Below are 14245 nucleotides of genomic sequence, written 5' to 3'. Positions count from 1 at the left end.
TAATGCAGGAAGTTCCATGACCGTACTTTCGACTGTCCGACGTTTTTGCCTGAGTGCGGTTGTGCTCGGATTCGCCTGCCATGCAGCCGCCGCTCCTTTGACCTTGGATGTTTACAACCCTGGCGCTGCGGCGATTTTTCCGGTGTCGTCGGTGCTGGTCAGCGGCGAGAAAGACGCGATTCTGGTGGATGCGCAGTTTTCTAAAGCACAAGCCCAGCAGGTGGTCGATAAAATTCGCGCCAGCGGCAAACACCTGACCACGATCTACATCAGCCACGGCGACCCCGATTATTACTTCGGCCTTGAAACCCTGACCCAAGCGTTTCCAGATGCCAAAGTGCTGGCATCGGCACCTACGGTTGCCCACATCAAACAAACCAAGGACGCCAAATTGGCGTTCTGGGGGCCACAGATGGGGGCTGATGTGCCGAGCAAGCTGATCGTGCCGCAGGTGATCAACGGCGACACCTTGGAGCTGGAAGGGCACGAGCTGGATGTGGTCGGCCTGAACGGGCGGCAACCCGAGCGCACTTTTGTTTGGATTCCATCGCTTAAAGCCGTGGTGGGTGGCGTGGTCGTGGCCGACAACCTGCACGTGTGGATGGCCGATACTCAGACCCCGCAGTCGCACCGCCAATGGTTATCTACCCTCAAGCGCATCGCCAGCCTGCAACCGGAGATCGTCATACCGGGGCATTATTTGGGCGAGAACGACCGCTCATTGCAGTCGGTTAACTTCACGCGTGATTACATCAAGGCGTTTGATGAAGAAACCCTCAAAGCCAAGAACTCGGACGAGCTAATCGCCGCCATGAAAAAGCGTTACCCGAACTTAGGTGAAGAGTCTTCGCTGGAGCTGAGCGCCAAAGTAGCGAAAGGCGAAATCCAGTGGTGATTTAAAGCGAACCCTACGCAGTCCATTCAACGGGAGAACATCATGAGCAAGATTGCAATTATCGGCGCCACCGGTCGCGCAGGCAGCCAATTGCTGGAAGAAGCGCTGCGTCGTGGCCATCAAGTAACAGCGATTGCCCGCCATGCCTCGTCCAAAATCGGTGAGCGAGAGGATATGGTGGTCAAGGACGTTGACGTCAACAACACCCAAGCCTTGCAAGCCGCGGTGCAAGGCAGTGACGTGGTGCTCAGCGCTGCGCATTTCTCGACTTTAAAACCTGAGGCGATTCTTGAACCGGTGAAAAAAGCTGGGGTTAAGCGCTTGCTGGTGGTTGGCGGTGCGGGCTCGCTGTTACTGCCCGACGACACCAATGTTATCGACAGCGAGGGTTTCCCAGACGCTTACAAAGCCGAAGCCACAGCGGGCGGCGTGTATCTGGACACCTTACGCAGCGAAAAAGACCTCGATTGGACCTTCCTGTCGCCGTCTGCCGAGTTTGTAGAAGGCGAGCGCACGGGCAAGTTCCGCCTGGGCAAAGACCATTTACTGGTCAGTGAAGAGGGCAAAAGCTGGATCACCTTCGCGGATTACGCAATTGCTCTGTTGGACGAAGTTGAGCAACCCAAGCATTCCCGCCAGCGCTTTACCGTAGGTTACTAGCCAAAAACCTCAATCCAATGCCGAGCAATCTGCTGGTGTAGGAGCTGCCGCAGGCTGCGATCTTTTGCTTTTAAAGATCAAAAGATCGCAGCCTGCGGCAGCTCCTACGCGGGTGTTGATCTAAATCCACCTGCAAGAAACCTGCCCCTATGCATACGTTTTAATCAGTCGCCGCGGGTTTTGTGTTGGCTTGTTTTACTAACCAATCCATTAATTCGCGCAGCGGCGCCGATGGTTCGTTGCGGGTTGAACCCACCAGCATATAAGCCGCCCCAGTGCGCACGTTTAAATCAAAGGGCATGACGAGGCGTCCCGCTTTCAGGTCTTCTTCGATAAGCGTGCAATCTCCTATCGCGACGCCGTTGCCTTGGACGGCGACGGTAACGGCCAAGTCCAAGGTATCGAAGTATTGGCTCTGGCGAATGCTCGATAATTGCGCCCCAGCGGCACTCAACCAGTGCGTCCAATCCCGCTGGTCCCGGCTGGGGTGCAACAAGGTGTGCTGTTCAAGGTCGCGCAACGCGTTAATGGCGTTAGGGCCTTCGAGCAAGTGCGGCGCACAGACCGGGGTCAGTAATTCATCGAACAGGTGCTGGCCTACCCGTTTTGGCCCCGGCAGCGGGCTGTAAACCACTGCCGCATCAAAGTCTTCACGGCGAAAGTCGATGCCGTGCTGCACGCTGCTGGTCAGCTCCACCGGCACGTCCGGGCGCAGTGTTTGCCATGCGATTAACTTGGGCAACAGCCAACGCAGCATGCAGGTCGGCGCTTTGATTTGCAGGGGCGTGCGGCGAATGCTGGCATGTTCGACGGCCTCGCCGATCAGCTCGAAAACCTCTTCAATGCGCGGGTAAAGCGCCTGGCCCTGTTGCGTCAGGCTCAAGCCGCGAGCTTGGCGATGGAACAGCGGATACCCTAAATGCGCTTCAAGCCCGGCGATTTGTCGGCTTACCGCGCCTTGGGTGATATGCAGTTGCTCACCGGCACGCGTGAAGTTGCAGCACTGGGCAGTGATCAGAAAAGTGTGCAGCGCAGGCAGCGGCGGAAGACGTTTCATGTTGAGTCAGCCATGATTTCAGGACATGGGTAGTATGAGCAGGTTTGCGTTGTGCCCGCCACACACCCTCGCTTCAATGGTTCATCACTCGAGAACAACAAGAGGGCATAACGGATGGCAACGTGCGGCGAAGTATTGGTCAAGCTGCTGGAAGCGTATGGCGTTGAGCAGGTTTTCGGCATCCCCGGCGTGCATACCGTGGAGTTGTATCGTGGCCTGGCCCGTTCAAGCATCCACCACGTGACCCCGCGTCACGAGCAAGGTGCAGGCTTTATGGCCGATGGCTATGCGCGCACCCGTGGTAAGCCTGCGGTGTGCTTCATCATCACTGGGCCGGGCATGACCAATATCACCACGGCGATGGGGCAGGCTTACGCAGACTCGATTCCGATGTTGGTGATCTCCAGTGTGCAATCGCGCAGCCAACTGGGCGGTGGACGTGGCAAGTTACATGAGCTGCCTGATCAACGCGCGTTGGTGGCGGGCGTTGCCGCGTTTTCCCACACGTTAATGTCCGCAGCCGAGTTGCCAAGCGTGCTAGCGCGTGCCTTTGCAGTGTTTCAGGCCGGTCGTCCTCGGCCTGTACACATTGAGATCCCGCTGGACGTGCTAGTCGAAAATGCTGACGCCTTGCTCAGCAGTCAGCCGGTCAATATCGCTCGACCTGGAGCGGCGCCTGCGGCGATTGAGCAGATGAGCCTGCGCCTGATTGAGGCCAAGCGGCCACTGATTCTGGCCGGTGGCGGCGCCGTCGACGCCGCTGGGGCCTTGCTGCAACTGGCCGAACACCTAGGCGCGCCCGTGGCGCTGACCATCAACGCCAAAGGCATGCTGCCTTCGTCTCATCCTTTATTAATCGGCTCCACACAAACCTTGGCCGCGACTCGTGCGTTGGTCGCTGAGGCCGATGTGGTGCTGGCGATTGGCACCGAGTTAGCCGAAACCGATTATGACGTGACCTTTGCTGGCGGCTTTGAGATCCCCGGCGCGTTGCTGCGCATCGACATCGATCCGGACCAAACCGTGCGCAATTACCCGCCAACGCTGGCGTTGGTGGCTGATGCTCAATTGGCCGCCGAAGCCTTGCTGGCTCGTCTCTCAACTCAAGTGCTGCCTGAACGGCTGGCTGACTGGGGCGCCGAGCGCGCTGGGCGTTTAAACATGCAGTTAGCCGCTACGTGGGATGCGCCGACCCGTGCGCAGACACATTTTTTGCAGACCGTTTTTGAGGTACTGCCTCAGGCTGTGTGCGTCGGCGACTCGACTCAGCCGGTGTATACCGGCAACTTGACCTTCAACCCCGAGCACCCTCGGCGTTGGTTCAACTCATCGACCGGTTACGGCACCCTTGGCTATGCCTTGCCGGCTGCCATTGGGGCGTGGTTGGGGCGTTGCGTCGATGGCCAACCGGCAGGCCCGGTGCTGTGTTTGATCGGTGATGGCGGTTTGCAATTTACCCTGCCCGAATTGGCCAGCGCCGTTGAGGCGCGCACGCCGATCATCGTGTTGCTGTGGAACAACCAAGGCTATGGCGAAATCAAAAAATACATGCTCAACCGCGGCATCGAGCCCGTTGGTGTCGACATCTACACCCCGGACCTGATAGGCGCAGCCAAGGCCTTGGGCTGCACGGCGTTGGCCGTTGAGGGCGAAGCGCAATTACGGGCGGCGCTGGCCAGTGCAGTTGATCGCCAGGGGCCAACCGTGATTGAAATTGACGAGCAACACTGGCAGCAGACGTTCGCGCTATAACGTCTTGCGCAGGCGCGCCAGATCCCGTGCGGGAGGCGCGCCAAATTGCCGACTGTATTCGCGGCTGAACTGTGAAGCACTCTCATACCCTACGCGATACCCCGCCGCCGAGGCATCCAGCCCTTCACTGAGCATCAGCCGCCGGGCTTCGTTAAGGCGTAGCTGTTTTTGATATTGCAGCGGGCTCATGGCAGTCATGGCTTTGAACCGATGATGCAGCGTTGACACGCTTAAATTAGCCTCGCGGGCCAAATTGTCGATACGCAAGGGTTGTTCGTAGTGTTCGTTAAGCCAAGAAATCGCACGGCTGACACGATGAGTTTGAGTGTTCTCACTGGCAATTTCGTACAAGCGATAGCCCTGTGGGCTGCGTAGCAAACGGTACAAAATCTCGCGGCGAATCAGCGGCGCGAGGATGCCGATGTCTTTTGGGGCATCAAGCAGACGCGTCAGGCGCAGCAAAGCATCCAGCATGGGCGGGTCGATGGGCTCAACATACAGCCCACGTCTGGCGGGCCGCGAAGGAACACCCATAGGGCCAGCCTCACTGAGCAACGTGGTGATATCAATGGGGTCGATATCCAGACGTAAAGACAGTATGGGGCGCTCGGGGGATGCCTCGATGACGCGTCCGCTGATAGGCAGCGACACCGACACTACAAGGTAGTTAAGGGGGTCGTAGGCGAAGTCTTCATCCGCCAAGCGCACTTCTTTTCGGCCCTGAGCCATGATGCACAACGCAGGTTTTGCTTGGCTGGTGGAAAAATCCATGGGTTGGCTGTAACGCGATAGAAAAAACGCCTCGATACCTGTCGCGAACGAGCCGTCTTTTTGGGTGTGGCGGTCGATCAGGTTGGCCAGTTCCACGCGCTGATGTTCCAGTGCGCAGTCCGGCGCAGGTCGAGGGGGTTCTGGCACAAACATGGGGCGCATCCTCGATCATGCAGTGAAAGGTTCACAGCTTAAGTTTGTGCAAGGTACAGGGGTAGCCAATTTCTACTGAAAACTTGCCTGATCCTGTCTGCGTTGACCCGCCATTGAAGATTCAATGCTCAAGAGTGGCGCAACCTTGCTTGAAACCGTGGGTAACGTTGAAGTCAGGTCAGAAAGTGCGCTGCGAGCGGGTTGAGGTGATCGAGCAGAATCGTGCAAGTCTGGGGCAGGAATCGACTAACGGCCTGCAGCGCTGGTCTCTAATCTTAGAGCCTTCCACTCATAGCCCTTTTTTGTGGAGGCATCCATGTCCCAGTCCTGTGCTGTCAGTCACCTGACGTTGATTCGCGCTCGTGCCGGGTGTTCGGCCCAAGTGCATGCACACTTAAAGCAACTGATCGAACCCACGCTGCAAGTCCCCGGTTGCCTGAACTTCGTGCTACACCCTTGCGACAGTGATCCACTGCTGTGGCATGTCTCGGGGCAGTGGGCGGACGCGTGTGCGATGCAAGCGTACTTCAACTCACCCTTGATGGACGTGTTTAGCACGCTGCTCAACCAGCAAGTGGTGTGTAGCCTGGATTTTCAAACCTTTGACGAGCAGGGCAGCACGCCGTTGCGCAAGCGTGCTAGCTAAATGGGTAGAATGGCGCCTTTTGCATTGGCCGGAAGGTGAGCATGGCGCGTAAAGAGTTTGAACAATTTGAAGCAGTATCAGCCGTCGTCCCTGCGCAAATGGGCGTTGCCGGGGCCTACCACGCGGCCATTGCGGTCAAAGCTTTATACGAAGGCGGCGCACCGCGATTTCATAAAGTGTTGAGCGAACAAACCTTCGCCACCGCCACGGCAGCCGATGCCGCAGCGGTAGAACAATTAAAGCGACTGCAAGGCGTCACTGACGACGCTGAACTGGTCTGGTAGTTACGTTGGGCGGTGCATTTTAAACAACGCTTCTGGGCCTAGCTGGAAATAGTCCGCCGGGCCGCCACCGCGCAAAATAGGTTGCGCTGCGGCCGTGTCGTAAATGCCGTCTTTGAGCAAGTGTTTAGCAATATGCACCGCCACCACTTCCCCCAGAATCAGCCAGCTCGGCACCAGCGCCTTATCGGCCCGCTGGAGCTGAATAATCTGCGTGACCTTACATTCAAACGACACTGGCGTTTCGGCCACCCGCGGCACGCTCACCACACGTGACGCCACAGTGGTCAACCCTGCCAACGCAAACTCATCCACCTCGGGGCCTACCGCTGCGCAGCTTTGGTTCATTGGCTCGGCCAATGGGCGCGTGGCCAGGTTCCAAACGAACTCACCGGTTTGCTCAATATTATTGAGGCTGTCTTTGCGCCCCACGCTGCAAAAACCAATGATCGGGGGGATGTAATTGAACGCATTAAAAAAGCTATACGGTGCGAGATTCAACTGACCCTGCGCGTCTTGTGACGAAATCCAGCCAATCGGGCGCGGCCCGACAATGGCATTGAAAGGGTCATGAGGCAGATTGTGACCCTTGGAAGGCTCGTAAAAATGGATATCGTCAGGCATGGCAAGCATCCGTAAACAGCTGAGACAGAGGGGCTACATAGTGCAAGGCAAAACCTGTGATGACAAACCCTCAAGCCCTAAAAATGAATAAGCCCGGCAAAGCCGGGCTGCGATGCTGCCAGCGTGGGTTAGCTGAAGCGAGCGCCGTTGGTGCGGTCATAACCATCGTCAGCAAAGGCTGCTGAACGGGTGCTGTTGTAACCGTCTTCAGCGAAGGTGGCCGAGCGAGTGTTGTTGTAGCCGTCTTCAGCGAAGGTGGCTGAACGAGTGTTGTTGTAACCGTCTTCAGCGAAGGTTGAGGACGGGGTGCGATCAAAACCATCAGCGGCGAAGGTGTTGAAGGCCAGTACCGACAGTGCAGCGGCGAGGATAAATTTGCTTTTCATGATGAAGCTCCTGTTACGTGATTGGGTATGTGCTGTCTATGGATTGAATGTTACGCCGATCAATCCGATTAAAAAGCGCATAAATTAGCGCCTAAGCATCTAATAATTAGATGTGTTGGTCCGTGCGAAGGCTGGCTTCAGAGAGGGTTTGCCACACGGGTGTGGCCACACCAACGCTGTTTGCCAATAGACGTTTTGGTTAGGAGGGAGAGTGCGCGTTGTAAGTTAACTGACTATTAAGTCAGATAGTTCTTACGCGTAGGAGCTGCCGCAGGCTGCGATCTGTTGATCTTTAACATCAAAAGATCGCAGCCTTCGTGCCTCGGCAGCTCAAAAGGGAAGAAAACGGTAGGGCCAGCTCGTGTTAGTCGGTCTCGATCCGCGAGTGAGTGCGGGTGTCTTTCATGGTCGCGTACACCAGCAGCGAGCAGGCGATACACGCCGTGACGTACCAGTAGTAACCGGTTTCCATGCCAGCGCTTTTGAACCACAGCGCGATGTATTCAGCCGTACCGCCGAAGATCGACACGGTCAGTGCGTAAGGCAAGCCGACGCCCAGTGCACGGATCTCGGTCGGGAACAGCTCTGCTTTAACCACGGCGTTGATCGAGGTGTAGCCGCTGACAATGATCAAAGCAGCCATGATTAAGAAGAACGCGCCCCACCATGTTGTAACGGTGTGCAACGTGGTCAGAATGGGCACTGTGAACAGCGTACCCAAGATCCCGAAAGCGATGAGAATCGGGCGCCGACCAATCTTGTCAGACAGCCCGCCCACCAGCGGCTGAATACACATGAACAGGAACAGCGTGGCCGCCGAAATCGTGGTGGAGTCCGAGATGCTCATCCCGACCGTGTTCACCAAGTACTTCTGCATGTACGTGGTGTAGGTGTAAAACGCCAGCGTGCCGCCCATGGTCAGACCGACGACGGTCAGCAGTTCTTTGGGGTGGCGCAGCAACGTGCGCATGGCGCTTTCTTTTGGCGTGGTCTTGACCTTCTTAAACGACTCAGTCTCTTGCATGCCGCGACGCAACCACAACGCTACCACCGCGCACAGGGCACCGATGACAAACGGAATACGCCAGCCCCAGCTATACAGCTGCTCTTCAGTCAGGGTTTGTTGCAGGATGATCAGCACCCCAAGTGCGATGAGCTGGCCCGAGATCAGGGTCACGTATTGGAAGCTTGAGAAGAAGCCACGGCGTTCTTTGGTGGCCATTTCACTGAGGTAAGTGGCCGAGGTGCCGTATTCGCCACCCACCGACAAACCTTGCAACAAGCGTGCGAAGACCAGCAATACAGGTGCCCAGACCCCAATGGTTTCGTACCCAGGGGACAGCGCGATCACCAGCGAGCCGAAACACATCAGCAATACCGAGGCCATCAATGCGGCTTTACGGCCTTTGCGGTCTGCGTACAGACCCATCAGCCAGCCACCGATGGGGCGCATCAAAAAGCCCACGGCGAAAATGGCAGCGGTGTTGAGCAGTTGAGCGGTGGTGTCGCCTTTGGGGAAAAAGGCTTTGGCGAAGTACAGCGAGAACGCGGCGTACACGTACCAGTCGTACCATTCGACCATGTTGCCGACAGAACCACTGAAGATGGACTTGATACGGCTGGACGTGGTCTTTACTTGAGGTGCAGCAGAGGCTGCCCCAGCAGGCAGAGAGCTTGAGTTATCCATTGAATGGATCCTTGTTTTCTTGGTTTTGTTATAGCGCGACAAAGCGCGAGCTTGTGGGGGCTATAGCAGAACTTGTGCCAAGGCCTGAACGCCCCGGTTTACAAGGATTTCAATCAATAAATGAGCGGAAACTTGCTGGTTGTGGGTTATTCGTAAGCGCAAATCCGCTCATAACACACCCTGTGGTGTCTTTTAAAATCAATAACTGACTTCATGTTTGATAAGAGGCTGCGATCAACTGCTGGCAGTTGTAACACCATCGCGCACGGTGCTTGGGTGCATCTCGTTTTTTGTAGGAGCTGGCGCAGCCTGCGATCTTTTGATCTTCTACCGCAACATCAAAAGATCGCAGCCTGCGGCAGCTCCTACGCAGGATATTTGTCTGCCAACACACCCTGTGGTGTCTTTTAAAATCAATAACTGACTTCATGTTTGATAAGAGCGAGCACGCTCGCGCCTACGGGCTCAAAAACGTTTCGCGGACTAACCCGTGGCGCTGCATCTTTTCATTTAACGTGCGGCGCGGCAGTTGCAGTTCGTTGAGCACGGCCTTGATGTCACCTTTGTGCCGCGTCAACGCAGCCCGCAAACATTGAGCTTCAAACGCTTCTTGTTGGGCCACCAGCGATTGGCTCGCGTCAATCTCGTCGAACTGCGGGTCACTCAACCCCAGTACATGCCGCTCGGCGACGTTTGCCAGTTCACGCACATTGCCAGGCCAGTTGTGGCTCAACAGATGCGACAGTTGCCCCCCGGACAACGGCGTTACCTTGCGCCCCATGCGCTGTGCTGCATGGCGGGAAAACGCCTCATATAACAACGGAATATCTTCGCGGCGCTCACGCAACGGCGCTAGGCGTAATTCAGCCACGGTCAGTCGATAAGCCAAGTCTTCACGAAAACGCCCGGCACGCGCCTCGTCGAGCAAGTCCGGTTTGGTCGCTGCAATTACCCGTAAGTCCACAGGGATGCTTTGGTTGGCGCCCAAGCGCTCAAGCTTTTGTTCCTGCAAGACCCGCAGCAGTTTGGCCTGCTGGGCCAAGGGCATGCTCTCGATTTCATCGAGGAACAACGTGCCGCCATCGGCATATTCCAGTTTGCCGATTCGCTTGCCTTGCGCGCCGGTGAACGCCCCGCTTTCATGGCCAAACAACTCGGCCTCAAACAGGTGCTCGGGGATGGCTGCGCAGTTCAGGGCCACAAAAGGCTTGTCGGCGCGGGGGCCAAAGTCATGCAGGCAACGTGCGACCAGCTCTTTACCACTGCCGGTTTCGCCACGGATCAGCACGTTAACCGGCAGCGGCGCCAAGTCGATGATCTGTCGGCGTAAGGTCTGCAAGCTGCGTGACACGCCGAGCAAGCGCCCGTCGATTTGCTCGCGTAGGTCGGCCTGTTCATGCAAACGGCGGTTTTCCAGCACCAGTTGGCGTTTCTCCAGTGCGCGCCGCAGGCTGCTCAGTAGGGCTTCGGGGCTGAAGGGTTTTTCTAGAAAGTCGTATGCCCCCTCGCGCATGGCTTCGACGGCCATCGGCACATCGCCATGCCCGGTCAGTAGAATCACCGGCAGGTCTGGGTCTTGTTGCTGCAACTGGGTAAGCAGGGCCAAGCCACCCATGCCAGGCATCCGCACATCACTGACGACCACCCCGGCAAAGTGCGCGGGCAGTTGGCTTAAGCAGTCTTCGGCGCAACTGAACAACTGCACGTCAAACCCGCTCAGGCTCAACCATTGCTCTACAGCACTGCGAATACTGGCCTCATCATCGACCACAATCACCGAATTGAGCATGCTTCAAGATTCCTGTGCGATCGGCAGTGTCAGGGTGAATAACGCGCCCTCGCCGTGGTTGCTGGCGGTCAGGCGGCCGCCAAGTTCGTGAACAATGGCGTAAGACACCGCCAGCCCAAGCCCCAGTCCATCGCCCACCGGCTTAGTGGTGAAAAACGGATCGAAGATCTTACCCAAATGCTCATCGCGAATCCCGCCGCCGGTGTCGCTGACCATTACGTGCCACAGCTGTTGATCCGATTCGATGCGAACCTGCAAACGCTTATTAGGCGTCTCACGCATGGCGTCCAACGCATTGCCCAGCAAGTTGATCAGCACTTGTTCCAGCCGGATGGCGTCACCGCGTACCCAAGCTGGGCGTATCAGATCGACGTGCAGGTCAATGGCTTGATCTTGTAGGCGCGTTTCGAGCAGGTGCAAGGCGTGGTCAACTACCGTGGCCAAATCGAGTGGCTCGCGCAAGCCACTGGGGCTTTGTCGGGCATAGGTTTTCAAGTGCCCGGTGAGGGCCGTCATGCGCGTGAGCATATTCTCCAACGGGGCCAGCGCTTTGTACGCATCGTCGACGCGGCCATGCTCGAGCAACAAACGCAGCGTGGCCAGTTGCATACGCTGAGCGGTCAGCGGCTGGTTGATCTCATGGGCCAAGGCAGCGGACATTTGGCCCAAGGCGGCCAACTTGGCCGATTGCACCAGGCCGTCTTGGGCCGTGCGTAAGTCGCGGGTACGGTCTTCGACTAGCTGTTCAAGCTCTTCACGATTACGTTGGCGTAAGCGTGACAGGCGCCAGCGTTGCAGTAAAAACAGCCCCAAAAAAACCAAGGTCAGCCACAGGCCAACACCCGCGAGGGCCGCATTGCGGCTGTCTTCGGCCGAGATCAGTGGCCGCCGCAGCAAGTGCAGTGTCCAGCCTTCTGCGCTAAGCGGTAACGACTCCCACAAATAGTCTTTTGAGCCATTGGGGCCATCGACGCGGGTCAGAAAACTGGTGTCGCTAAAACTGCGCAGAGTGCGCGTGCTCATGTGTATCAGCGGCTGTTTGTAGTACTGGCGAGTCTCGGTAATTTCACTGTGATCTTGGTCCGACAATGGGCGCAGAAACCGATAGCGCCAGCCCGGTTGGTTGGCGATAAACACCACCCCACGTGCATCGCTTACCAGCAGGATGTCGTTGCCATGACTCCACTCGCGTTCCAGTTCTGGAAACTCCAACTTGACCACCATCGCCCCCAAAAACGTGCCTTGGGCATCATGGATGGCGCTGGACAAGAAATACCCTGGAATACCGCTGGTCACACCCACCGCATAGAAGCTACCCGCGCCTGCGACTCGGGTTTGCTTGAAGTAAGGGCGAAAGCCGTAATTGTTACCCACATAACTGTTTGAGGTGTTCCAATTACTGGCCGCCACCGCCAGCCCCGTGTGGTCCATGAGCTCTAGGGTCGAGGATTGCGCCGCACCATTGATACGCTCCAACTTGCGATTGAGCGTCGATTGCAGATCGCTGTTGATCGGGCCGCTTAACGCCGATATCAGCTCCGGGTCCAAGGCCAACACCGCAGGCAGGGCGCGGTAGCGTTCAATCAGCGTGTGCAGCGAGTTCGCATACAAGTTGAGCTGCTCGGGGCCGCGTTTGGCGCTTTCTTCCAGCGCATGGCGCTCGGCCTGATGCATCGCCCAGCCGCCAGCCAGAGCGGCGCCGATCACAATCAGCAGGGTATACACAGCCAGACGCAGGTGGCGAGAAGTCACGGGCATAAGGGGGCTTGGGCTTGGATTTGAGGGCGCAAACCATAACATGGCGGTGGTTCTGGCTCCTACCTTACCCGCCACCACACAGGCGCTTATAGTCCGCCGGTCGTCCACCTGACGACAGGGTTTGGCGACTCGTAGAGCTATGTGCGAAAGCTTTGTGCTGATTGCAGGTGTGAGGTTTTCCCGCAGGCTAACTATCTACCGCGTAGATCGGTTTCAAGCTGTTTAGGGTGAGTGTTTAACTCCCAGGAAACGGTATATGACCGACCAACCACTAGACGCCCCGGACAAAGTCCCCGTGTTGTTATCTGCGGGGCAATGGGCACAGCAAGAAGCCTTGAGCTTTATTGCCTCTACCATGAAGGCCAATTTTGAGGGGTTTACTAACGAGAGGATCCTGGAATACGTTGCTTTACAACGCAAGGCTCAAACGAGCGTAAAAGCGCTTGATGCTGAAAGTGCGCGGTTCAAAGCCGACTTCAAGAGTACGTATCTGACGATACTCAAACAGGAACTGAAACGCTTGACCGGGGACGACGTTGACCCTGAAAAGGCCTGGATTTATACCCGTTACCGAGAATTCAAAGAGCAGCGAACACCGCTGGATGTCTTAAGTGGCTGGATCAACCCGGATAAGGTAAGTGAGGCTGGTAGTCGCACAGATCGTGCTCTGGATCAGTCGGAACATGTCGACCGTTTGCATTCAATCAGTTTGTGGGACGCGGCCTGTGCTAATTTCGGGTTCAGCGCCGACTCGATTTTTCTCAAACCGTTCAGTTTCGTCGAGGCCAGCTTTATTCGTTACGGAAAATCAGAAAAAACGATCGATGTCAGGACGTTTATCGCCATCGTTCGTCGTCTGGATTTAGGCACGGCGTTATCGAATAGGCTGTCGCAGGCAATGGGCCCTGACGGGGCCTTGAAAAAGCTCATTGCTAATGTGGCCTGTGACACGTTTGAACTGGAATTGCTGGAGGCGTATCGAAACTCGGCGGTCAGCGGTGTTACCCGGCGCCGCTACCTTCAATTGCGCGAAGTCTTCAAAGGTAAGTTGAGTGCCCATGTACATTTGACCCAAATGGCCCGCACGACGCTGTCACTGGACGATTTCATTCCCATCCCGTTGTTTCTCATTCATTTTTCTCGTGAGACAGGCGGGTACAGTTACTTCCCTGGCCGCCCGGGCGGCGGGCTGCTCTTTCATCCGACGCTGGATGACTATAAACAGCACTTTATCGATCAGCTTAAACAAGCCCATCAAGATAAAAATATGGGGTGGTTTGCTTCGTATTTACCCCTGACCGAACTCCGTCATTTTCAACGGCTGGTCACTGATGAACCCCGTCCTGCGGGCTTGAGTTGGTTGGCCGGTGTTTTGTATGACGGCTTTCATGCGGCGTTCCCCGAGCCATCACTGAACACCGTGGCGATTTACCCTGACCCGGTTCACGAGGATCAGAGCACATTGCCCCAGATGTTGAGTGCGTATCCAGAAAACCGTTACAAGGCTGACTTCAGGCTGCTGGCCAAGACGCGTTCCGACGCCGATTGGCAAGCGCTTAAAGACGCGATGCTGGCGATTGGGCAAGAAGTGTTGAGTTTGCTCATGACGCCGGTTCCGGGTGGACTATCCAGCCTGAACCGAGTGTTGCAAGTAGTCATACTCGGTGCGCTGAGTTATAGCCTGGTCAAAGGCGTTTACCAGGCCAGCCAAGGAGAGTCCAATGAGTTTGCCCATGCACTGCTTGATACTGCTGATCTGTTGATCAGTGGCGGTTTTATCGGGGTT

The 14245-nt window shown here is 56.5% G+C and carries 13 protein-coding genes; 6 read left to right on the top strand and 7 right to left on the bottom strand.

Going from position 1 to position 14245, the window contains the following annotated elements:
- The first annotated feature begins 16 nt into the window (after positions 1 to 16).
- Both AQS70_RS00065 and AQS70_RS00060 read left to right on the top strand, forming a co-directional pair.
- Positions 17 to 895 (top strand): MBL fold metallo-hydrolase, encoded by an 879-nt coding sequence (locus tag AQS70_RS00065; protein WP_055100909.1) that lies wholly within the window; start codon positions 17 to 19, stop codon positions 893 to 895.
- 42 nt (positions 896 to 937) lie between these two features.
- A complete protein-coding gene (locus AQS70_RS00060) occupies positions 938 to 1555 on the top strand; it encodes an NAD(P)-dependent oxidoreductase (RefSeq protein WP_055100908.1) in 618 nt (205 codons plus the stop codon).
- 160 nt (positions 1556 to 1715) lie between these two features.
- Here the strand turns inward: AQS70_RS00060 and AQS70_RS00055 are convergent, their stop codons facing one another.
- A complete protein-coding gene (locus AQS70_RS00055; RefSeq protein WP_055100907.1) occupies positions 1716 to 2612 on the bottom strand; it encodes a LysR substrate-binding domain-containing protein in 897 nt (298 codons plus the stop codon).
- A gap of 114 nt (positions 2613 to 2726) precedes the next feature.
- Between AQS70_RS00055 and AQS70_RS00050 the strand changes: the two genes are divergently transcribed.
- A complete protein-coding gene (locus tag AQS70_RS00050) occupies positions 2727 to 4364 on the top strand; it encodes a 5-guanidino-2-oxopentanoate decarboxylase (protein ID WP_055100906.1) in 1638 nt (545 codons plus the stop codon).
- Here the strand turns inward: AQS70_RS00050 and AQS70_RS00045 are convergent.
- Positions 4359 to 5288: an AraC family transcriptional regulator gene (locus AQS70_RS00045; protein ID WP_055100905.1), complete on the bottom strand. Its 930-nt coding sequence runs from the start codon at positions 5286 to 5288 to the stop codon at positions 4359 to 4361. The genes AQS70_RS00050 and AQS70_RS00045 overlap by 6 nt on opposite strands.
- 316 nt (positions 5289 to 5604) lie before the next feature.
- Between AQS70_RS00045 and AQS70_RS00040 the strand changes: the two genes are divergently transcribed.
- Together AQS70_RS00040 and AQS70_RS00035 are read left to right on the top strand one after the other, a co-directional pair.
- The gene (locus tag AQS70_RS00040; RefSeq protein WP_055100904.1) at positions 5605 to 5934 is read left to right on the top strand and encodes a putative quinol monooxygenase; all 330 of its coding nucleotides are present in this window, start codon (positions 5605 to 5607) and stop codon (positions 5932 to 5934) included.
- Positions 5935 to 5975: 41 nt separating this feature from the next.
- Entirely contained in the window at positions 5976 to 6218 is a 243-nt protein-coding gene (locus AQS70_RS00035; protein WP_055100903.1) for a hypothetical protein, read from the top strand.
- Here AQS70_RS00035 and AQS70_RS00030 read toward each other — a convergent pair whose 3' ends face one another.
- The 5 genes from AQS70_RS00030 to AQS70_RS00010 form a co-directional block, all read right to left on the bottom strand.
- Entirely contained in the window at positions 6219 to 6839 is a 621-nt protein-coding gene (locus tag AQS70_RS00030; protein WP_055100902.1) for a flavin reductase family protein, read from the bottom strand.
- Positions 6840 to 6967: 128 nt separating this feature from the next.
- On the bottom strand, positions 6968 to 7225 hold the full coding sequence (locus tag AQS70_RS00025; RefSeq protein ID WP_055100901.1) for a hypothetical protein: 258 nt from the start codon (positions 7223 to 7225) through the stop codon (positions 6968 to 6970).
- A gap of 364 nt (positions 7226 to 7589) precedes the next feature.
- A complete protein-coding gene (locus AQS70_RS00020) occupies positions 7590 to 8912 on the bottom strand; it encodes an MFS transporter (RefSeq protein ID WP_055100900.1) in 1323 nt (440 codons plus the stop codon).
- Positions 8913 to 9369: 457 nt separating this feature from the next.
- Positions 9370 to 10701 carry a sigma-54-dependent transcriptional regulator gene (locus AQS70_RS00015; RefSeq protein WP_055100899.1) on the bottom strand — a complete coding sequence of 444 codons (1332 nt, stop codon included), beginning with the start codon at positions 10699 to 10701 and terminating at the stop codon, positions 9370 to 9372.
- A gap of 3 nt (positions 10702 to 10704) precedes the next feature.
- Entirely contained in the window at positions 10705 to 12459 is a 1755-nt protein-coding gene (locus tag AQS70_RS00010; protein WP_055100898.1) for a sensor histidine kinase, read from the bottom strand.
- A 256-nt stretch (positions 12460 to 12715) separates the two neighbouring features.
- On the opposite strand from AQS70_RS00010, the gene AQS70_RS00005 reads away from it, so the two are divergent.
- Positions 12716 to 14245: dermonecrotic toxin domain-containing protein (locus AQS70_RS00005; RefSeq protein ID WP_338152627.1), on the top strand; the 1530-nt coding region annotated here is incomplete at its 3' end.

The organism is Pseudomonas endophytica (genome assembly GCF_001411475.1).
GTDB classification, from domain to species: Bacteria; Pseudomonadota; Gammaproteobacteria; order Pseudomonadales; family Pseudomonadaceae; genus Aquipseudomonas; species Aquipseudomonas endophytica.
The sequence above is the reverse complement of the archived record's forward strand: the minus strand, read 5'-3'. Positions and strand labels throughout refer to the sequence as shown.